The sequence below is a fragment of the Rothia endophytica genome, from assembly GCF_928381505.1.
Lineage (GTDB): Bacteria > Actinomycetota > Actinomycetes > Actinomycetales > Micrococcaceae > Rothia > Rothia endophytica_A.
On sequence record NZ_CAKMSJ010000001.1, the window covers coordinates 1 to 20,201 of the forward strand.

Consider the following 20,201-nt stretch of genomic DNA (forward strand, 5'->3'; position numbering starts at 1 on the left):
GGGCAGTTACTGACTCTGCCCGTCTTTTTGAGATTTACCGGGCAACCCCTGACCTGGACCGGCAGTTACCGCCTATTGCTACGGTTGAGGATGCTAGCGACTGCTTGGAAAGGCATCTTCTTCCGGCCCCGAGCAGGAGCGCCACTCCCCGAATCAACGAGCACCCAGGCCAGCGACCCAGTAGCCAGCCCAGTTCCACCGATGCCAGCCAGCAGGCCCAGCCTGGTTCCAGCCAGGGCACCCCAGCGGGCACCGATAACCAGCAGGCAGGGACTCCCCAGGCCAACTCCAAGGGAAGTTTCCTGGCCTCCACCGGTGCCAGTGGCCTGGTTCCCCTTCTGGCTCTAGCCCTTGTTCTCTGCACGATCGGCACCCTAGCCCTCAAACAGAAACGCGAAAAGTCCCCCAGCAAGAACTAGCCCCCCTCGTATCCCGCCCTTTCTGCCGTCAACCATCCAAGCATGCAGAAAGGGCGGGATTTTCAGTTCCAGCCCAGGCCCCAACCGGCACAAGAAAAACACCGCGCTCAGGCACCAGCTCAGCCAGGTAAACTAGGGGCGAAAGAAAAGCCACCGCACCAGAAAAGAGAAAGACCGTGACCAACACCCCCCACATCGCCCCCAACGGCGCAGAAATCGCAGAAACCATCCTCCTACCCGGCGACCCCCTACGCGCCAAGTTCATTGCCGACACCTACCTGGAAAACGTCGTCCAGTTTAACACCGTCCGCAATATGTTCGGCTACACCGGCGACTTCAAGGGCCAGCGTATCTCCGTCATGGGCACCGGCATGGGCATCCCCTCCGCCAGCCTCTACACCCACGAACTCATCCACACCTTCGGCGTCAAGCGCCTCATCCGCATCGGCACCTGCGGCGGCCTCTCTGAGGGCGTAGACCTCTTCGACATCGTGGTAGCCGCCTCTGCCTCCACCGACTCCAATTTCCTGCACCACTACAAACTCCCCGGCACCTACGCCCCCACCGCCTCCTGGTCCCTCCTCTCCGCCGTCGCCCAGGAAGCAGACCGACAGGGCCTCACCCTCAACGTGGGCAACGTCCTCTCCTCCGACGTCTTCTACCGGGCGGATGCCAGCGACGCCAAGAAGTGGGCAGACATGGGCGTTCTGGCCGTTGAGATGGAAAGCGCCGGCATCTACGCCGTAGCGGCCGCCGCAGGCGTAGAGGCCCTGGCTGTCTTCACTGTTTCTGACCACCTCTTCAAGGGCACCGAAACCAGCGCCGAAGAACGCCAGACCGCCTTCACCGCCATGATGGAACTCGTTCTGCCCGTAGCAGCTGCAGCCTAAGACAGCTCAATCTCACCGAGTCCCCAGACAAGAGCGGGCTGCAGACCAAAAATCTGCAGCCAGCGCGCTCCTCCCCGCACCCCAGCATCCTGCCCTAAAATAGGGTTCAGTATGTCTACACCAGCAGAATCCAGCAAGAAGCCCACCCAGAACTTCGGGGCCCTGGCCGCCGCCATGCACGCGGCCCCCGACCGCGCCACGTCCCCGGCCCAGGAGGCCAATACCGAGCAGGCCAAGGACCAGCCCCGCACCCCCCGCAGGGGCCGCCCCAACCGGCGAACGGGGCAGGGCCGGACGCCCCAGGGTTCCGACGCACGCCAGAAGCGCAACGGCCAGCAGGGCAGACGAGAAAAGCCCCGCGATATCGCCAAGGTTCTTGCCGCCCTGCCCAGCACCATCACCTACCCCGAGTCCCTGCCCGTCTCTGCCCGCAGGGACGACATCATGGAGGCTATCGCCAAGCACCAGGTGACCATCGTTGCCGGTGAAACAGGCTCCGGTAAAACCACCCAGCTCCCCAAGATGCTCCTGGATCTGGGGCTGGCAGAAAAGGGCCTCATCGGGCACACCCAGCCCCGCCGTCTGGCCGCCCGCTCCGTCGCTGAACGTATTGCCGAAGAACTGGGCCAGAAAATCGGTGAAACCGTGGGCTACCAGGTGCGTTTCACCTCTGAGGTAGGCCAGAATTCAGCGATCAAGCTCATGACTGACGGTATTCTGCTGGCTGAGATTCAGCACGATAAGCTCCTGAGCAAGTACTCGGCCATCATCATCGATGAGGCTCACGAGCGTAGCCTCAATATTGACTTTATTCTGGGCTACCTCAAGCGCATTATGCCTCAGCGCCCGGACCTCAAAATCATCATCACCTCGGCAACCATCGACCCCGAGCGCTTTGCCCGCCACTTCTCCCCCAGCTTCATGCCCGCCGTAGGCATTGTTGATGAGTCGCTGAGCGCCGAAGAAAAAGAAATAGCTGAAGCAACCCTGCCTGATGACGCCCCGCCCATCATCGAGGTTTCGGGGCGCACCTACCCCGTTGAGATCCGCTACCGCCCTCTAGAGGGCACCCGCACCGGGGACGGCGGCGAAGACGATATGGACGCCGGTGACGGCTTAGAGGACGAAGACCGCGACCCGCTGGACGGCGTCCTGGATGCTATTCGCGAGCTCTCTGAAGAGGCACCTGGCGATATCTTGATTTTCTTCTCGGGTGAACGCGAGATCCGCGACGCTGAGGACGCGATCAATGACATGGTACGCACCACCCGCCGCCTGCGGGACTACGAGGTTCTTCCCCTCTATGCCCGGCTTTCAATGGCTGAGCAGCACCGGGTTTTCCGCCCCGCTGGCAGGCCACGCATCGTCCTCGCTACCAACGTCGCTGAGACCTCACTGACGGTTCCCGGCATCAAGTACGTGATTGATACCGGCACAGCCCGCGTATCGCGCTACTCGGCGCGTACCAAGGTGCAGCGCCTACCCATTGAACGTATCTCTCAGGCCAGCGCCAACCAGCGTTCTGGCCGCTGTGGTCGTGTCTCTGACGGTATCGCTATTCGTCTTTACTCTGAAGAGGATTTCGCAGCTCGCTCCGAGTTCACCGATCCTGAAATTCTGCGCACTAACCTGGCAGCTGTCATACTGCAGATGACCGCCATCGGCGTGGTCAAGACCCCCGCAGATATCTCGCTGTTCCCCTTCGTACAGCCTCCCGAAAGCCGCGCTATCAATGACGGCGTCAACCTTCTGCGTGAGCTGGGTGCTCTTCGTGAAGCTGGAGCTCAGACTGATAGGGGGCGCGGACGCCGTGGCTCCGGTTCACCGCTGACCGCAGCAGGGCGGGCCATGGCTGCCCTGCCCGTTGACCCAAGGCTTGCCCGTATGATCGTTGAGGCGTCCAAGCGCGGGGTAGCTAAAGAAATGATGGTGCTGGCCGCTGCCCTGACCATCCAGGACCCCCGCGAGCGCCCGGCTGATAAACGCGGCGAAGCTGATGCCCTGCACAAGCGTTACCAGGATGAGAAATCTGACTTTTCTAGCTTCTTGTTGCTCTGGCAACATATCAATGAGAAGCAGGATGAGCTATCTTCTAGCCAGTTCCGCAAGATGTGTCACCGAGAGTTCCTCAACTATCTGCGTATCAGGGAGTGGCAGGATCTTTTTGCTCAGCTGCGTGAAATTGGGCGCGGAGCCGGTATCAGTGTCAGTGGCGGGCGAGAAATCGACCCCGCTTCTCGTGAGGAGGCCGTGCACAAGTCCCTGCTCACCGGTCTGCTCTCCCACATCGGTATGCAAGATGAAACTAACCGGCACGAATACCGCGGCGCTCGCGGAACCCGTTTCGCAATTTTCCCTGGTTCCGGTCTCTTTAAGAAAAACCCGGAGTGGCTTGTCTCAGCGGAACTGGTTGAAACCAGCCGTCTCTGGGCGCGTGTCAACGCTGAAATCCAGCCGGAATGGGTTGAAGAATTAGCGGCCCATCTGGTCAAGCGACAGTATTCTGACCCCCATTGGTCTGCTAAGCAGGGTGCGGTTCTGGCTCATGAGAAGGTCACTCTCTTTGGAGTTCCCGTTATCGCTGACCGCCGGGTTCAGTACTGGCGTATTGACCCGGTAGCTGCCCGCGAAATGTTCATCCGTGCAGCTTTAGTTGAAGGTGACTGGTCTACCCGCCACCGGTTCTTCGCCCGCAATCAGAAGGCCCTGGCCGAGGTTGAAGAGCTGGAGGCTCGTCTGCGCCGCCGCGACCTGCGAGTGGATGACCAGACTCTCTTTGATTTCTACGATGCCCGCATCCCCGCTGATGTGGTGTCAGAACGACACTTTGACCGCTGGTGGAAGGAAGAGCGTACCAAGAACGAGCACCTCCTCGACTTCAATCCAGAGAATCTCATTGATGAAGAGGCAGCAGATTACGATGAGTCTCTCTTCCCCCGCACATGGCAGGTAGCTACCAGCGGTGGAGAGCTTTCTCTTGACCTGAGGTATGAGTTTGCGCCCTCAGTTTCGATTGGTGGGGTCCGTTCTTCACAAGCACAGACTGACGGCATCGCAGTTCAGGTGCCGGTGCTCTTTTTGGGCCAGCTTGAGCCTGCGCCCTTTGAATGGCTGATTCCGGGTCTACGCGAGGAGCTCGTCACTGCCCTCATCAAGTCCCTACCCAAACAGGTCCGTAAAAACTTTGTGCCGGCCCCGGACGTCGCCCGTCAGGCGGTTGAAAAGCTGACCGAAGAATTTTCACCGCTCAACGATAGTCTCACCGAGGCACTTGCACTAGCTTTGCGCCGTCTACGCGGGCACGTGGTTGACCCGGCAGACTTCGACTGGGACGCTGTGCCTGAGCACCTTCGCTTCACCTTCCAGGTGCGCAACCACAACAATAAAATTTTGGGTGAGGGCAAGAACCTCAAAGACCTGCAGGCAAATCTGCACACGGAGATTCGTTCGGCTCTGGCGGCGTCACTGGGGGCATCCCCCGAAACTCTTGGAACCATGCAAGCGATGGCGGGCGGAAAGAGGAAGGCTACACCGGGTAAGGCCTCTGCTCAGGGGACGCCGCGTTCTAGCTCCCCAGCCCAGGGAATGAGTAGCGGGGGCAGTACGTCCGGGGCTAAGACTCATGCAGTCCGCGAAGTCTCCGGGCTAACCAGCTGGCCGGAGGCAGACCTCCCCCGCAAAATTGAGCGGGTCATCGCCACTCAGACGGTGGCAGGCTACCCCGCTCTCGTCGATGAAGGCAGCAGTGTTGCGGTTCGCATCTTTCCCACCGAGGCTGAGGCCTTGCGCGCCCAGCGCGGTGGTGTGATTCGTCTGCTCAAGCTGGGTACCCCGTCGCCCGAACGGTATGTGAGTGATCACCTCAATAATCGTGAGAAGCTCATCTTCACACAAAACCCCCACGGTTCCATCGATGAGCTGATTAGTGACTGCACGGTTGCCGCCATTGACCAGCTGACCCCGGCAAACCCTCCCTTTACCAAGAGTGAGTACACGGAGCTCTTCAACACGGTGCGGGCTGAACTGATTGATACGGTCTTCATCATTACCAAGCTGGTGGCAGACATTCTCAGCGAGGCAGCCGCCGTTCGCAAGCTCATCAAGAAGAGCACATCGCTGGCGGTTATTCACGCTATGGGTGATATGAAGGGCCAACTTGAGCACCTGATTTACCCCGGTTTCGTAGCGGCTACCGGTGCAGCCCAACTGCACCATCTGCCCCGCTACCTGACCGCTATGCGCAAACGCATCGAAAAGTTAGGGCCCAACGTCAACCGCGATAACCAGCTGATGCTCACTGTGCAGAACCTTGAGGATTCCTACGACAAGGCGATTAAGGCCCTACCCGCTGGGCTATCCCCCAGCCCCGAGCTGGAGCAGGTGGGCTGGATGATTGAGGAGCTACGCGTCAGCTTCTTCGCCCAGGATTTGGGCACCGCCTACACGGTCTCGGAGAAGCGAATCTCCAAGGCGCTGCGCGAAGCCCTGGACGCCATGAAGAACAGCTAAACTGCCCGCTACAAAGCTGGTTGCGGCTAGGCGCCCTCCTGCTAGCTGGCTCGGGGCTGGCGTGAATCACGGCGCGCTCTTCATCTTGGATTAGGTATGCTATCCAGCGATGAGCGCGTCGTGAGTAGGGTCAGCTAGCAGGAGGGCGCCTAGCGCAACTACCCAGCCCCAGCCAGTCGGCTACGAGCACATCCGCTATGCCCTTATAAGTCTGTTTGCTTAGTCAGTTACGAACTCGCCGTAGCCTAGCTCGCGCAGAGCCTCGCGGAGCTTTACCGCGGCGTCGTCCATTGCAGCGGCGTCCGGGTTACGGTTGGCCTGTTCAAAGGTGAATTCACTTTGGTGTTGGGAGGGCCAGACGTGGATGTGAGTGTGGGGCACGTCGAAGCCCGCGATAATCATGCCAACCCTCTGGGGCTCGAAGGCCTTCTGCAGCCCCTCAGAGACCTTGTGGGCTACGCCAAAGACGTGGGTGGCGAGATCCTGGGGCATATCAACCCAGTGGTCGATTTCCTCGCGGGGAACCACCAGGGTGTGACCGTACTGGAAGGGTTCGATGGTGAAGAAGGCAACGGCCTTTTCGTCCTGCCAAATCATGCGGCCGGGGATTTCGCCCTTCATAATCATGGTAAAAACGGTGCTCATGGCTGCCCTTTCTAGATATCGACTGAGGTACCCGCGGGCAGGTACTCGAATTCGGTGCCATATTTTTTGCCGAAGTTGGTGGCGTGACCAACAATCATATTCCTGCCGTTCTCAGCAAGCAGCGAGTCATGGATCTGGAATGCCTTCTGTGCACGCACAGCGATGATGAAGTCGATTACCTCAGAAATCTTATTCCAGGGCGCATGGATGGGTACCAGCAGGGTCTTGACCTCGATGCCATGAGGAACAACGAAGGAGTCGCCCGGGTGAAAGAGGTTGTCGTCGATGAGGTAACCTACGTTGTCAATCACCGGTAGGAGCGGGTGAATAACCGCGTGCTGCCCACCAAAGGTCTTGATGGTGAAGCCCGACAGCTCTAGCTGACCGTCAGCGGTTACGGCGGTTGCCGCGGCGTCGGGTAGAGCTTTTTTGACGGTATCGACAACAGCGGCTGGCGCGTGCAGGGTTACCTCGGGGTTCTTTTTGAGAAAGGCGAGCACCTTCTCTTCATCAAAGTGGTCGGGGTGAACGTGGGTGATGAGGATGTGCTGGGCACCTTCTAGAGCTTCTTCTACTTCGGAGAAGCCACCGGGGTCAAGCACCAGCACGGTATTGTGATCTTCGAGACGGACGCAGGAGTGGGTGTATTTGGTAAGTTTCATATCTCTACCCTAGTAGTTTAGCCGGTTACACAACAGCTGTGGGTGCCTGCCAGCGTCATTTTATCTTCGGGTGAACGGGGCTTCCCTCCCCTGCCGGTGAACGCCGCAGCTTGGATGGCTCGGCAAGGTTATTATGGACTGTAGAGCAAGCTGACTTCCGATGAAAGAGGAGCCAATGGCGACCACCGCGCAGAAAACTACCGAGGTGCGCAATACAAAGCAACGACGCGCGTTGACCGCTACCCTCGATACTCTCGAAGATTTTATTTCAGCTCAGGATTTGCACCAGCTGATGGTCTCCAGGGGGGACGCGGTTTCTCTTGCGACAACCTACAGAATTCTGCAGTCTATGCTTTCTGCTGGCGAGGTAGAGTCCCTCAAGACCGAAGAGGGTGAGGCCATCTACCGCCGTTGCGAGTCTGAGCACCATCACCACCATTTGCTCTGCCGGGTATGCGGTGCGGCGGTTGAGTTTGAGGTCCCCCAGCTTGAGGATTGGACCCTGAAAATCGCAGGCGAACACGGCTACACCGAGGTCAACCACATCATCGAGATTACCGGCGTGTGTGGCAACTGTTCTGCTAGTTAGATATCAAAAGCCCGCTCTACAATGAGCGGGCTTTTTTCGTACCCTTATGCGGCGGGGACGTGCTCTAGTTCTTTGGTCTGTGCACGTCCTGAGGCGCTGTGGCGCTGACGTACGGCGCGGATTACTCTGCAGACCACGAAGATGAAGAAGGAAATGCTGGTGACGTAGGGGCTAATGGGAAGGGACCCTGCCAGTGCCAGCATGATGCCACCCACCATTGCAATCTCAGCGAAAATCACCGAAAGAATCAGGGCTTTGAGGGGGGACGCCGTTACCTGCAGAGCAGCTGCGGCGGGAGTAATCAAAAGGGCAAGAACCAGCAGGGAGCCCACTACCTGGACCGATAGAGCGGTGGCGATACCCAGAACAATCATGAAGGCAAGAGAAAGCGTGCGAAGCGGAACGCCTTTTGCCCGAGCTACCACCGGATCAAGCGAAGCGAACATGAGGGGACGCCATATGAGGGCCAAGGCACCAACAATGACGATTGCACCAATGATCATGGTGGTGAGCTGTGCGGAATCTACCGAAACAATTTGACCGGTCAGCAGTGAGAATTTGTTGGCGGCTCGGCCTGAGTAGAGGGAGAGGAAAAGGATGCCCAGTCCCAACCCAAAAGGCATGAGAGCGCCAATCACAGAATCATTTTCGTGGGCTTTGGACCCCATGAGAGCGATCAGTAGAGCTGAGGCGATGGATCCCACCAGGGACCCGGTGACCACGTTATAGCCCAATAAGAGAAACAGCGCAGCACCAGCAAAAGACATCTCTGCGATGGCGTGAACGGCGAAAGCATGCCGGCGCATCATCACAAAGATACCCACAAAGCCACCGATAACGCCCAGCACTGCACCGGCAAAAATCGACTGGTGCAGCAGTGCCACCAGCTCACCGTAGCGATCGAAGACAAAGACTTCAGAGAGGAAATCTGTAAAAGTAATGTTGAGTTGCACGGCTATGCACTCCGATCGGAGGTGTAGGGGCGGTGGATTTCATCAACGTGAGGCCCGTGGATCAGGTCTTGGCCCTGGATACTGCAGTGATGGTCTTTTTCGGAGTGTTCCCCGCCCACCACAACATAGCGTCCATTGGTGTGGATGACAGAAACAGGTGTTTGGTAAAGATCGGTGAGCACCTCAGAGCGCATGACCTCTTCAACGGTTCCCACGGTGAAGCGCCCGCCAGCCAGGTAAAGAACCCGGTCAACGTGTTCAATAATCGGGTTAATTTCATGGGTCACAAAGATAACCGTGGCATTGTTTTCACGGTTGTAGCGGTGGATGAGCTCAGAAACAGCGTACTGGTGGTTGAGGTCCAAAGACAGCAAGGCCTCATCAGCCAACAGAATCTGGGGGTCATTGGCAAGAGACTGGGCTATCCGCAAACGCTGTTGCTCACCTCCCGAGAGAAGGCCGATGGGCACATTAGCGTACTCAGTGGCTCCCACAGCTTCCAGCAGTTCATCCACTTTCGCCCGGTAATTCTTTCGAGTCAGGCGGAAGCCCCAACGGTGACCGTCCACCCCGAGCCCCACAAAATCTCTAGACCGTAGCGGTGTCTCAGAGCCGATTGCTCGTTGCTGAGGCACGTAGCCAATCCCCGGGTTTCCAAGGTGCGCAGGTTTACCGAGCACCGTCATGCTCCCCGAGCTCAGGGTAGTCAGTCCCAAGACTGTCTTGATGAACGTGGATTTGCCCGACCCATTGGGTCCGAGCACTGCAAAGTACTCCCCCTGTTGGATCTCAAGGTCAAGATTTTGCCAGAGGGCTCGGTGGCCAAACGAAAGCCCGCCCCCGCGGATCTTGATGGCAGGGGCGAGCTTAGACGGAGTAGAAGACATAGGTTTTATGCTACTGCCTTTTCAATGTTTTCAATGTTGGCTGTCATCCACTGCACATAGTTTTGGCCCTCGGGCAAAGTTTCTGAGAAGGAGGCGGTGGGTACCTGCACGCTAGTTGCAAAGTCCAAGATTTCTTTGGTCTGAGCTGTCTGGGTCTGTTCGTTGAAGGCCAGTAGGTCAGCCTGTTGACCGGTCAGCACGTCTTTTGCTTCCTGCATAGTGAGCGGGGCGATATCGCTGTCGGTTTCAATGGCTGCTACCAAATCATCGGGGGTGACGTCGGTGTAGCCAGCGTCCTCAAGGAGGTAACCCGGTACAGGCTCTGTTGCCAGGTAGTTACGCTCTTGAGTGGCTAGTGCCTGGGTTCGCTCCAGCAACCCTTCTAGTTCAGTAACAAACTCGGACGCCGCATCCCGGTAGGTCTGGGCATTTTCAGCGTCAAGGGTTGCGAGGTCTTCTGCTACCTGGTTGGTCACCTTAATCATGGTGTCCAGGTCATACCAGACGTGCTCATTGTAGGTGTGCACGTGGTCGTGTTCCGCTTCTTCACCGTCGTGATGAGCATGTTCTTCGTTGATGTGTGCCAGCTCTTCTTCATCAAAAAGCTCGGACACTTCCACTGCATTTACGATGGTCTGCTCTTTGTTATCGGAGCCTGCCATCTCTTCAAGGAAGGTGTCATACCCACCGCCATTGAGCACCACCAGGTCAGCGTCTTTCACGGTGAGACGGTCAGAGCTGGTTGCCTCGTAGGAGTGGGGGTCTACTGCGGTTGAGGCAATGATGGGGGTTACTTCTACGTGATCACCGGCTATTTGGGTGACGAGGTCAGCATAAACATCGGTGGTGGTAACAACTTTGAGGGTGCCGTCATCGGCAGTGGTGCTGTCGCCGGCCCCGCATGCTGAAAGCATCAAAGTTGCTGCTGATAGCAGGGAGATTGCGCCTAGAGCCTTTTTCATCGTTTCCTCGTCTTCTACGTTAGCTTGTTGTAATTCACCCTAGAGTAAATGCGAATCATTCGCAAACGAATGGCGGGTACTTTAGACCACAGAAAAGGTGGCACCACCGCTCAACACGGTCTTACCACCTTTTCCGGTAGGGATATTATTTAGTCACCAGCACGGCGTGATGCTGCCTCTTCCCTGCGACGCACGTGGTCCTGGGTGGTGTCCTTAATTTCACCAACCAGCTCCTCGAGCACATCTTCAAGGAAGATCACACCCACACTCATGCCTTGGGCATCGACCACATGGGATACGTGGGCGCGGTTACGCTGCATGGTGGCCAGTGCGTCGTCAATCTCAGTTTCAGGCTTCACAATGGACATGGGGCGTAGTTTGCTCCAGGCAATAGGCTGGCTTACCCTCTCACCGTCGTAGGCAAGGGCGTCCTTAATGTGCAGGTAGCCCATGTAGGTGCCGTCTGCGGGATCTTGCATGACGAATCGGGAGTAGCCAGTCTGAGCCACAGCCTTTTCAAGATCCAGCGGAGTGCAGGGGAAGTTCATGGTGATGAGACGATCGCGCCCCACCATAATTTCTTCCACGGATTTTGTACTGAACTCTAGCGCACCAGAAAGTACGCCCGAACCATCATCAACGGTGCCTTCAGCGGTGGACTGAGCCACGATGCTTTGCAACTCATCCAGGGTAAAAGTTGATGACACTTCAGCTTTAGGTTCCACCTTCATCAGCCTCAGGGCGTGGTCAGCAATCCAGTTCAGCAAACCAACGAGGGGCTTGAGCAGACGAGAAAGAGATACCAAGGAAGGTGCGATCCATAGAGCACTGCCTTGGGCGGCCATCGAGACTGCCATGTTTTTGGGCACCATCTCACCGAAAATAACGTGGAGGTAGGTCACCAAAATGAGAGCGAAGGCAAAAGCCAAACCGCTGGCTAGTTCATAGGGAATGCCCATATTCTCAAGAGGGCCAGCTACCAGGTGATGGATAGCCGGTTCTGAAACATTCAGAATGAGCAGCGAGCAGAGGGTGATACCCAGCTGGCAGGTTGCCAGCATGAGGGATACATTTTCAAGTGCGTAGAGCACTTTGACTGCGCGCTTGTTTCCTGCAGCCGCTAACGGTTCTATTTGCGAGCGCCTGGTGGCCATGATGGCGAACTCCGCACCCACGAAATAGGCATTACCTGCTAGTAGTACAAAGAGTAAGGCTATTGCTACCCAGTCGTTCATGCCTGCGCCTTCTTTCGGTCAGTATCGGCGAGGTTTTCAGCCGGGTGGGGGGTGTAGCGGATGCGGTCGACGCGGCGCTGTTCCATCTTTTCAATTTTGAGCGTTCCACCGTCGATGGGTAGCACATCCCCGGTCTCGGGGACCCGGCCCAGTCTGTCCATCATGAAGCCACCCATGGTTTCGTAAGCGGGGTCGTCTTCAATGTCTAGAACGTTGATGTACTCGTTGATTTCATCCGGTCTCAATAGTCCAGAGAAGAGGTAGTCGCCGTTTCCTACTCTGAGAGGTCGGTCGTCTAGCGAGTTGGTGTCGTGTTCATCGGACACCTCGCCGACGATTTCTTCTACTAGATCTTCGAGGGTAGTGATGCCGGCGGTTCCACCATATTCATCGAGGACCACAGCCAGCTGCAGAGCACCTTCGCGTAACTGAACAATCAGGGAGTCGAGGTGGACTGTTTCAGGCACTTGTAGAACGTCTTCCATGAGAGCGCCAGCTTCTAGAGCGTCGCGGCGTTCTACGGGCACGCCGACCGCTTTTTTGACGTGCACTACACCTACGATGTTGTCCTGGTCTTCGCGGTAGAGAGGAAAGCGGGAATGCCCGGTGGTGCGCGCTAGGTCAATAACATCGCTGACCGGGGCTATGTCTTCAAGCATGATGACCTTGCGGCGAGGAGTCATCACGTCTGCTGCGGTTAGCTCGGAGAAGGAAAGGGTTTTATCTACGAATCGGGCGGTATCTGAGTCCAGAGTGCCGAGGTCTGCTGAGCGACGCACCATGGATGATAGTTCCTCAGGTGAGCGGGCGGCAGACAGTTCCTCTTTGGCCTCCATGCCGAAGCGGTGAAGAATCCAGTTAGCCGAGCCGTTAGCTGAACGGACGATAGGGCCCATGATCTTGGTGAAGAGCAACTGGGCGGGCGCCAGCACCCTCGCTACGCGATAGGCTTCAGCGATAGCGAGGTTTTTGGGGATCAGCTCACCGATAATCATGGAGAGCAGGGTTGCAAAGACCATTGCACCCACCAGCGAGATCAACCGAGCCGTACTCTCGGAGAAACCCCACGAGGAGATAGTGTCAGTCGTCAGAGACTGCAGTGCGCTGTCCAGGGTATAACCGGTCAGCAGGGTTGTGATGGTGATACCGAGCTGACAGCTGGATAGCTGAGTCGACAGGGACTTGAGGCAGGCTAGTACCTTAGATCCCGCTTTATCACCGCGGTCAATTTCCTGTTGAACCTTGCTTTGATCCAGTGCAACCAGGGCAAATTCGACAGCTACGAAAAAACCGGTGCCCAGGATGAGCAGAAGACCGAAGATGAGAAGTAGCCATTCCACTAGATTGCCACCCCTTGAGTTTCGGTCATCCTTAGAGTGGATGTAGACCTCGAAGCGGTCAGGGGCTGGGAGGTGAGCGTGAAGGCTCTAACCTCGTAAGGCCGCATATCAGGGCGGCAACTATAAGGATCGTCCATAGTGTCTTATTCTAGCTAAAACTTGTAGAGGGGGCACGGCCAAGAGCCAAGTTCTCAGCCTGCGAAAGGTGTTAGATGAGCGACTCTGCACCAGTTGAGTTTCCATTAAAATGCACCCCAAAGGTAGCCTATGGGTCATTTTGACCCCAAGTTGGCAAAGCTTTCACCTGAAAATATTGCACACTACGTGTCACATACTGTTCGCTGTGTTGGACGTATGGCCTTATCGCTTCTAAACTGTACAAAGATATGCGTTACATCACGCACCCAATGGAGTGTGCGATGAACTCGCAGGCGCGCCAGTCGGTGCGTTAACAGTAATCACAAGAGATGGAAGAGGCGTAAGTCCAGTGCCAAACCAGTCAGAGCGCACAGTACCCGAAGAGTTCGCGGGTAACGAATGGCTTGTCGAAGAGCTCTTTGAGAAGTTCGAGACAGACCGCAACTCGGTCGATGAAAAGTGGTGGCCCCTCTTTGATCAGTGGGCTGGCACCGGCGCTAGCTCTGAAACCAATCAGAAGTCAGCCTCTACAGAGCAGACACCCGATACTGTTTCCCCCGGCCCAGAAACCGTAGCCAAGGCCGAAAAGTCTGGTTCAACGGTTCTTCCTGCGGCTCAGGAATCTAAGCCTGCCGCTAAGCAGCCGGCAGCAAAGCCCACCCCTGCCCCCTCCAATGAAGCTTCTCAGAAGTCTGCGAAGACGCCAGAAGCACCGGAAGAGCATAAGGTCGTCACCCTTCGCGGCCCCGCTAAGGCTGTAGCCACCAATATGGATGAGTCCCTGAGCGTACCCACCGCCACCACGGTGCGCGCTATTCCCGCCAAGCTTCTGATCGATAACCGCACTGAGATTAACAGCTACCTCACCAGAACTCGTGGCGGCAAGGTTTCCTTTACCCACATCATCGGGTACGCCATCATTCGTGCCCTGGCGAACTTCCCCTCCATGAATGTCAGTTACGGCGAGGACGCCAAGGGCAAGCCTGCTGCTATCCAGCACGCTCACGTCAACTTTGGTCTGGCAATTGACCTTCCTCGCCCTGACGGTTCCCGCAACCTGGTCGTTCCCAACATCAAGGGAGCTGAGAAGCTTTCCTTCTCAGAATTCTGGAATGAATACAACGACATCGTTAAGCGCGGGCGCAACGGTGAGCTGGGCGTCGAAGACTTCAAGGGCACCACTGTTTCACTGACTAATCCCGGCGGTATCGGTACCGTTCACTCGGTCCCCCGCCTTTCAAAGGGTCAAGCCGCGATCATCGGCGCAGGTGCTTTGGACTACCCCGCTGAATACCGCGGCACCTCAGAGAAGGTCGTTGCCCGCAATGGCGTCTCCAAGATTCTGACTCTCACCTCCACCTATGATCACCGCGTCATTCAGGGTGCTGGCTCGGGTGAATTCCTCAAGATCGTTGAGCACTACCTCTTGGGTGGAGATGGCTTCTACGACCAGATTTTCCAGGATCTTCGTATCCCCTTTGAGCCGGTCCGCTGGGCCCGTGATAACCAGGTTAACCCTGAGTCCGAGGTCTCCAAGGTTGCCCGCATCCAGCAGCTGATTCACGCCTACCGCGTGCGCGGTCACCTGGTCGCCCAGACCAACCCCATCGGCTACGAGATGCTCTCCCACCCCGACCTTCGCCTAGAAAACTACGGCCTTACTCTCTGGGATCTGGATCGCCACTGGCCCACCGGTGGCTTCGGCGAGAAGGAAACCCTGGCTCTACGCACCATCTTGGAGCTACTGCGTGAGGCCTACACCCGCACTCTGGGTGTGGAGTACATGCACATCGAAACCCCAGCGGAGCGTGCCTGGTTCCAGGAGCGCCTGGAACACGGCTACACCAAGCCCAGCCGTGATGAGCAGTTCCGTGTTCTTGGCACCCTCAACGCTGCTGAGGCCTTCGAGACCTTCTTGCAGACCAAATACCTGGGCCAGAAGCGTTTCTCACTGGAGGGCGGCGAATCCCTGATTCCTCTTCTGGATTCGGTGATTTCCGAGGCAGCGGACGCTGGTCTCAACGGTGTTGGTATTGGCATGGCTCACCGAGGTCGTCTCAACGTGTTGACCAACATTGCCGGTAAGTCTTACGCCCAGATTTTCCGTGAGTTCGAGGGCCAGATGGACCCCCGCCTCACCGGCGGCTCCGGCGATGTGAAGTACCACCTGGGCACCGAAGGCCTCTTCACCTCCCATAACGGCAACCAGACTCAGGTCTACCTGGCAGCTAATCCCTCCCACCTCGAAGCGGTCAACACCGTGCTTGAGGGCATCGTCCGCGCTAAGCAGGACACTCTGGCTGAGCAGGGTGTGGGCGGCTACCCCGTTCTTCCCATCCTGGTTCACGGCGATGCGGCCTTTGCCGGCCAGGGCATCGTCATGGAAACCCTGCAGATGTCCAAGCTAGAAGGTTTCACCACCGGCGGTACCGTTCACATCGTGGTTAACAACCAGGTTGGCTTCACCACCACTCCCCGTGAAGGACGCACAGCCACCTATTCCACCGATATCGCTCGTATGGTTCAGGCACCGGTGCTGCATGTCAATGCAGATGACCCCGAGGCTGTCGTCCGCGCAGGCGCCATCGCTTTTGAGTACCGCCAGGCCTTCAATAAGGATGTCGTCATTGACCTGGTGTGCTACCGCCGCCGCGGTCACAACGAAGCCGATGATCCCTCGATGACCCAGCCCAAGATGTACCAGCAGATTGAGCAGCTTCCCTCTACCCGCAAGATTTACACCGAGGCTCTGGTTGGCCGTGGTGACATCACCAAGGAAGAAGCTGAGCGCGTACTGCGTGACTACCAGGGACGCTTGGAGCAGATCTTTACCGAGACCCACGAGGCTCAGTCCTCTTCTGCTCCCCTAGTGACCGCTGACGCCGCTGCTGTTTCAAACATTGAGCGCCCTGCTGCCCAGCAGAATGAAGACTCCGTGCAGGTGGCCGGTTCGACGGCAATTTCACCTGAAGTTCTCGCACAGATCGGTCAGGCTTTCAGCAATGCTCCTGAAGGCTTTACCGTGCACAAGAAGCTTAAGAAGCTCCTTGAACAGCGCGTAGCCATGTCTACTGAAGGTGGCATCAACTGGGGCTTTGGTGAGCTTGCTGCCTTTGCTTCCCTGCTTCTTGAAGGTAAGAACGTGCGTTTGACCGGTCAGGACGTCCAGCGCGGCACCTTCGTGCAGCGTCACTCTGTCCTGCACGATAGCGTGACCGATGAAGAGTGGAACCCGCTGCAGAACCTCTCACCCACCCAGGGTAAGTACGCCATCTACAACTCCTTCCTCTCGGAATACGGTGTGATGGGCTTCGAGTACGGCTACTCCGTTGAACGTCCCGACTCATTGGTGCTCTGGGAAGCTCAGTTCGGTGACTTCGCCAATGGTGCGCAGACCATCGTTGATGAGTTCATCTCATCGGCAGAGCAGAAGTGGGCTCAGCGCTCATCCCTAGTGCTGCTCCTCCCCCACGGCTTTGAGGGCCAGGGCCCTGACCACTCATCTGCACGCATGGAGCGTTACCTGCAGCTGTGTGCAGAGAACAACATGACGGTAGCTGTGCCTTCCACCCCAGCATCCTACTTCCATCTGTTGCGCCGTCAGGCACACTCACGCCCCCACAAGCCCCTTATTGTGATCACTCCTAAGCAGCTTCTGCGTCTCAAGGCAGCGGCTTCGTCTGTGGAAGATTTCACTGAGGGCAGCTTCAAGCCCGTGATTGAGGATCAGGCAAACCTGTCCCCGAACGAGGTAACTAACCTGGTCTTCGTTTCGGGCCGCCTCTACTACGATCTGGAAGCAGAACGAGCCAAGCGTAAGGACCAGAGCACCGCTCTGGTACGCGTAGAGCAGCTCTACCCGCTACCGGTAGCAGAGATTAAAGAACAGATTGCAAACTACCCCAACGCAGAGGTTGTCTGGGCGCAGGATGAACCTGCCAACCAAGGTCAGTGGCCTTTCATGGCGCTGAACCTCATGCCTCAGGTGGATTACAAGATGCGTCTTATCTCGCGTCCTGCCGCGGCTTCCCCCGCGGCTGGTACCGGTAAGCGCCACCAGCGCGAGCTCGACAACCTCATTTCAGAGGTCTTCGACCGCTAAAGCCAGGCAAATCAGAGGACGGGCGGCCAGCCTTTATGAGTTGGCCGCCCGTTTTCTGTCTCTTGTGCAGTGTTGAGTGATGTCACGGTGTGCACTGAAGGTGCAGGAGGGTTTAGACTTGGTAAGAACTGTACATATTCACAGCGGTGCCGCTAGGCGCCAACTGACCAGAAAGATACACGTGGATCAGCGAAAAATTCGTCTTGTAGCCGTTGGCGATGATCTGCTCGCAGGCGTCGGGGATCCCCGCACCCTCGGGTGGTTCGGTCGAGTCATGGCGCGCACCCCTCAGACCTCAGCTTCGATTGCTGCTTACAATCTGGCTGCTCCTGGTGAAGGTAGCGAGATGCTCAACAACCGCTGGTTTGAAGAGGCATCTCGTCGTTTCGCGCAGGGGCATGAAAACCGTCTGGTCATTGCGCCTTCTAGCTATGACATTGATTTGGGTATGACCAGTGCCCGCTCACGCCTCAACCTTGCCAACATGGTGGATATGGCATCCCAGAATAACATCAAGGTTCTTGTTGTGGGCCCGCCCCCCACACTCGATGCAGAGCGTAACCGCAAAATTGCTGACCTTTCAGCAGCTTACGCGGATGTGGTTACCCGCCGTAATCATGTCTACGTTGATACCTTCAACCCGCTTCTGCATCACGAGCAGTGGCGCAACGATCTAGCCGCTAATGACGGGCGCCCTGGCCAGTCGGGCTACGGCCTCATCGCATGGCTGGTGTTGCACCGCGGCTGGTACAACTGGTTGCAGATTTCAGAACCTGTTTAAACACTGGATTCAGGCACTCCTTTCGCCCAGCTCACGTTCCCAACCATGCTCGTGAGAATGCAAAGCGTGCCAAGATATGCGAGAATAGGCAGAAGTGCCATTTAATGGTGCTACCGACCATTAGCTGCACTACTCCGGTACTGCAGTTTGACCTTTATCAAGGAGGCTCATATGAGCAAGCGCGGTCGTAAGCGTAAGGATCGCCGTAAGAACGGCGCGAACCACGGTAAGCGCCCTAATTCATAAGGCTAAAAAGAGGGCCCTCACTTCGGTGAGGGCCCTCTTTCATGGGCAAATTTACCTCATGCGGCTAAGCACTAGGGCTTTCGTGGTGACCTTCAGCGTGAAGCTCATCTATGCGAGCCCGGATTTTAGAGGTGAGGCTGGTGGGGGCTGTCTCAGTGCAGGTTCGGCGTATCGCTTGCCGGATGATGCACTCAAGATCATATTCTTTAGCGCAGTGACTACATTCCGCCAGGTGTGCTTGCAGTTCTTCTAAATCCTGGCAGCTGATGGGGTCATCAAGGTATTCGTAAATACTGGCGAGTCGTTCAGCGCAAGGCTTGTCTGCGGTGTTGGTGCGGGTCTCATTCATTTGACGCTCCTTTCCTTAGTCTTATTTAGATACCGGTGATACCGCGGTCAGTGGCGTAGTCGGACAATAAATCTCGTAGGAGCTTACGCCCCCGGTGAAGCCTGGACATCACCGTTCCGATAGGGGTGTCCATGATCTCTGAGATTTCCTTATAGGAGAACCCTTCAACATCTGAGTAGTAGACTGCCATGCGGAAATCCTCTGGGATGGCTTGCAGGGCCTCTTTGATATTGGAGTCAGGTAAATGAGACAGGGCCTCTGTTTCGGCTGATTCTAGGCCCTTGGAATCGTGTGCTCCGGCTTGAGCCAATTGCCAATCTTCTACAGTGTCAGTATTCGCTTGCTGCGGTTCACGTTGCCGCTTGCGGTAGACATTGATGTAGGTATTCGTCAGAATGCGGTAAAGCCAGGCTTTCAAGTTGGTCCCGGGCTTGTACTGATGAAAGGCTGAAAAGGCTTTCATATAGGCCTCTTGTACCAGGTCTTCAGCATCCGCGGGGTTGCGGGCCATGCGCAGTGCTGCAGCGTAGAGCTGGTCTACGTACTGCAATGCTTCGCGCTCAAAACGTAGCTTTCGTTCAGCGTCGGTTTCCGGTGCGCCGCTGGAGGCACCTTCCGCAGCTTCAGGTCTGCCTGCCACGGGTGAGGTTGTGGTGGTCATTGCCCTCCAATTGTCTTCTTTCGCTGATTTTCAACTCTACCGGTGAGGACGTTGTGGCACGAACGTCCTATCAGGTTCAAGGGACTGCAGATAGCTTTTATTCCCAGACGCTGTTTTTTCAGTAGATGTTTTGCAGAGCGCACCGGTGAGATGTATTTATTATGTAAGCTTAGTGATAGGTAGAAACTGCCGATTCCCGCGCGAGGGAAAAGCATCCCAATGAGGAGGAACTCATGTCACTGGTACGCCGTTTGGCTCGCCCTATGTTGGCTTCAAGCTTTATTGTTTCAGGGGTAGAACGTTTGCGTGACCCAGATTCAACTAAGCACCTGTCCAAGGCAATCGGCCTAGCGAGCAAGGCCGCACCTCAGCTTCGTGCACTTGAAGGTCAGGAGAAGCTGGTCGGTCAGGCTTTAGCAGGTTCACAGGTTGCTGCTGGCACCCTATTTGCTCTCGGTAAGCTACCGCGTTTCTCATCGACTGTCCTGCTCGTTACTGGCGCGATCAATGCCTACGTTGAGCACCAGGCTTCTGAGGCTCAGACTGCAGAGCAAAAGTCAGCCCGCCGCCAGTCAACCGTCCGTAACGCATCGCTGCTGGGTGCTGTAGCTATCGCTTCAGTAGACACCGATGGTAACCCCTCGCTTGCCTGGCGTGCGAACAAGCTAGGTCAGCAGGTAGCTAAGAAATCATCGCAGCTGGCTGGTGACGTTAAGGATGCCAGCAACGATGCCCATAAGAAGGTTGAGAGCCTCTTTGCCTCCTAACGAAGGCTCATCTAGGCGTTCATAGTTCGAGAAACCCCGTACCCTATCGGTGCGGGGTTTTCGGCT

Annotated in this window: 16 protein-coding genes and 1 pseudogene; 8 read left to right on the forward strand and 9 right to left on the reverse strand. The window is 56.7% G+C overall.

Annotation, left to right across the window (positions count from 1 at the left end):
• The 3 genes and pseudogenes from L6990_RS00005 to hrpA form a co-directional block, all read left to right on the forward strand.
• Window positions 1–419: pseudogene (locus L6990_RS00005) on the forward strand (hypothetical protein); the annotation flags it as partial.
• Between the two features lie 176 nt (window positions 420–595).
• Complete coding sequence (gene deoD, locus L6990_RS00010; RefSeq protein WP_237202036.1) at window positions 596–1,309, forward strand: purine-nucleoside phosphorylase; 714 nt, start codon at window positions 596–598, stop codon at window positions 1,307–1,309.
• A gap of 111 nt (window positions 1,310–1,420) precedes the next feature.
• A complete protein-coding gene (gene hrpA / locus L6990_RS00015) occupies window positions 1,421–5,818 on the forward strand; it encodes an ATP-dependent RNA helicase HrpA (protein ID WP_237202037.1) in 4,398 nt (1,465 codons plus the stop codon).
• 219 nt (window positions 5,819–6,037) lie between these two features.
• On the opposite strand, the gene L6990_RS00020 is transcribed toward hrpA, so the two are convergent.
• A complete protein-coding gene (locus tag L6990_RS00020) occupies window positions 6,038–6,463 on the reverse strand; it encodes an HIT family protein (RefSeq protein ID WP_237202038.1) in 426 nt (141 codons plus the stop codon).
• An 11-nt stretch (window positions 6,464–6,474) separates the two neighbouring features.
• Window positions 6,475–7,125 carry an MBL fold metallo-hydrolase gene (locus L6990_RS00025; protein ID WP_237202039.1) on the reverse strand — a complete coding sequence of 217 codons (651 nt, stop codon included), beginning with the start codon at window positions 7,123–7,125 and terminating at the stop codon, window positions 6,475–6,477.
• A 175-nt stretch (window positions 7,126–7,300) separates the two neighbouring features.
• Here L6990_RS00025 and L6990_RS00030 point away from each other — a divergent pair, with 175 nt between their 5' ends.
• A complete protein-coding gene (locus L6990_RS00030) occupies window positions 7,301–7,714 on the forward strand; it encodes a Fur family transcriptional regulator (protein WP_237202040.1) in 414 nt (137 codons plus the stop codon).
• 44 nt (window positions 7,715–7,758) lie between these two features.
• Here the strand turns inward: L6990_RS00030 and L6990_RS00035 are convergent, their stop codons facing one another.
• The 5 genes from L6990_RS00035 to L6990_RS00055 form a co-directional block, all read right to left on the reverse strand.
• Entirely contained in the window at window positions 7,759–8,667 is a 909-nt protein-coding gene (locus L6990_RS00035; RefSeq protein ID WP_237202041.1) for a metal ABC transporter permease, read from the reverse strand.
• A gap of 2 nt (window positions 8,668–8,669) precedes the next feature.
• The gene (locus L6990_RS00040) at window positions 8,670–9,554 is read right to left on the reverse strand and encodes a metal ABC transporter ATP-binding protein (RefSeq protein ID WP_237202042.1); all 885 of its coding nucleotides are present in this window, start codon (window positions 9,552–9,554) and stop codon (window positions 8,670–8,672) included.
• A 5-nt stretch (window positions 9,555–9,559) separates the two neighbouring features.
• Entirely contained in the window at window positions 9,560–10,516 is a 957-nt protein-coding gene (locus L6990_RS00045; protein ID WP_237202043.1) for a metal ABC transporter substrate-binding protein, read from the reverse strand.
• A gap of 149 nt (window positions 10,517–10,665) precedes the next feature.
• Window positions 10,666–11,751 (reverse strand): hemolysin family protein, encoded by a 1,086-nt coding sequence (locus L6990_RS00050; RefSeq protein WP_237202044.1) that lies wholly within the window; start codon window positions 11,749–11,751, stop codon window positions 10,666–10,668.
• The gene (locus L6990_RS00055) at window positions 11,748–13,091 is read right to left on the reverse strand and encodes a hemolysin family protein (protein WP_237202045.1); all 1,344 of its coding nucleotides are present in this window, start codon (window positions 13,089–13,091) and stop codon (window positions 11,748–11,750) included. Before L6990_RS00055 ends, L6990_RS00050 begins: the two co-directional genes overlap by 4 nt.
• A gap of 487 nt (window positions 13,092–13,578) precedes the next feature.
• On the opposite strand from L6990_RS00055, the gene L6990_RS00060 reads away from it, so the two are divergent.
• The 3 genes from L6990_RS00060 to L6990_RS12045 all read left to right on the forward strand — a co-directional run bounded on the left by L6990_RS00060 (window position 13,579) and on the right by L6990_RS12045 (window position 18,358).
• Window positions 13,579–17,331 carry a multifunctional oxoglutarate decarboxylase/oxoglutarate dehydrogenase thiamine pyrophosphate-binding subunit/dihydrolipoyllysine-residue succinyltransferase subunit gene (locus tag L6990_RS00060; protein WP_237202046.1) on the forward strand — a complete coding sequence of 1,251 codons (3,753 nt, stop codon included), beginning with the start codon at window positions 13,579–13,581 and terminating at the stop codon, window positions 17,329–17,331.
• A 181-nt stretch (window positions 17,332–17,512) separates the two neighbouring features.
• The gene (locus L6990_RS00065; RefSeq protein ID WP_237202047.1) at window positions 17,513–18,112 is read left to right on the forward strand and encodes a GDSL-type esterase/lipase family protein; all 600 of its coding nucleotides are present in this window, start codon (window positions 17,513–17,515) and stop codon (window positions 18,110–18,112) included.
• Between the two features lie 171 nt (window positions 18,113–18,283).
• The gene (locus L6990_RS12045; RefSeq protein WP_369796768.1) at window positions 18,284–18,358 is read left to right on the forward strand and encodes a 50S ribosomal protein bL37; all 75 of its coding nucleotides are present in this window, start codon (window positions 18,284–18,286) and stop codon (window positions 18,356–18,358) included.
• Window positions 18,359–18,422: 64 nt separating this feature from the next.
• Here the strand turns inward: L6990_RS12045 and rsrA are convergent, their stop codons facing one another.
• Both rsrA and L6990_RS00075 read right to left on the reverse strand, forming a co-directional pair.
• Entirely contained in the window at window positions 18,423–18,707 is a 285-nt protein-coding gene (rsrA, locus tag L6990_RS00070) for a mycothiol system anti-sigma-R factor (protein ID WP_237202048.1), read from the reverse strand.
• 25 nt (window positions 18,708–18,732) lie between these two features.
• Entirely contained in the window at window positions 18,733–19,368 is a 636-nt protein-coding gene (locus L6990_RS00075; RefSeq protein ID WP_237202049.1) for a sigma-70 family RNA polymerase sigma factor, read from the reverse strand.
• Window positions 19,369–19,601: 233 nt separating this feature from the next.
• On the opposite strand from L6990_RS00075, the gene L6990_RS00080 reads away from it, so the two are divergent.
• Window positions 19,602–20,135: a DoxX family protein gene (locus L6990_RS00080; protein ID WP_237202050.1), complete on the forward strand. Its 534-nt coding sequence runs from the start codon at window positions 19,602–19,604 to the stop codon at window positions 20,133–20,135.
• The last annotated feature ends 66 nt before the right edge of the window (window positions 20,136–20,201 follow it).

Coding starts and splice junctions, on each gene's coding strand:
- hrpA (WP_237202037.1), top strand. CDS start 1,421: ATGTCTACACCAGCAGAATCCAGCAAGAAGCCCACCCAGAACTTCGGG.
- L6990_RS00020 (WP_237202038.1), bottom strand. CDS start 6,463: ATGAGCACCGTTTTTACCATGATTATGAAGGGCGAAATCCCCGGCCGC.
- L6990_RS00025 (WP_237202039.1), bottom strand. CDS start 7,125: ATGAAACTTACCAAATACACCCACTCCTGCGTCCGTCTCGAAGATCAC.
- L6990_RS00030 (WP_237202040.1), top strand. CDS start 7,301: ATGGCGACCACCGCGCAGAAAACTACCGAGGTGCGCAATACAAAGCAA.
- L6990_RS00040 (WP_237202042.1), bottom strand. CDS start 9,554: ATGTCTTCTACTCCGTCTAAGCTCGCCCCTGCCATCAAGATCCGCGGG.
- L6990_RS00045 (WP_237202043.1), bottom strand. CDS start 10,516: ATGAAAAAGGCTCTAGGCGCAATCTCCCTGCTATCAGCAGCAACTTTG.
- L6990_RS00050 (WP_237202044.1), bottom strand. CDS start 11,751: ATGAACGACTGGGTAGCAATAGCCTTACTCTTTGTACTACTAGCAGGT.
- rsrA (WP_237202048.1), bottom strand. CDS start 18,707: ATGAATGAGACCCGCACCAACACCGCAGACAAGCCTTGCGCTGAACGA.
- L6990_RS00075 (WP_237202049.1), bottom strand. CDS start 19,368: ATGACCACCACAACCTCACCCGTGGCAGGCAGACCTGAAGCTGCGGAA.
- L6990_RS00080 (WP_237202050.1), top strand. CDS start 19,602: ATGTCACTGGTACGCCGTTTGGCTCGCCCTATGTTGGCTTCAAGCTTT.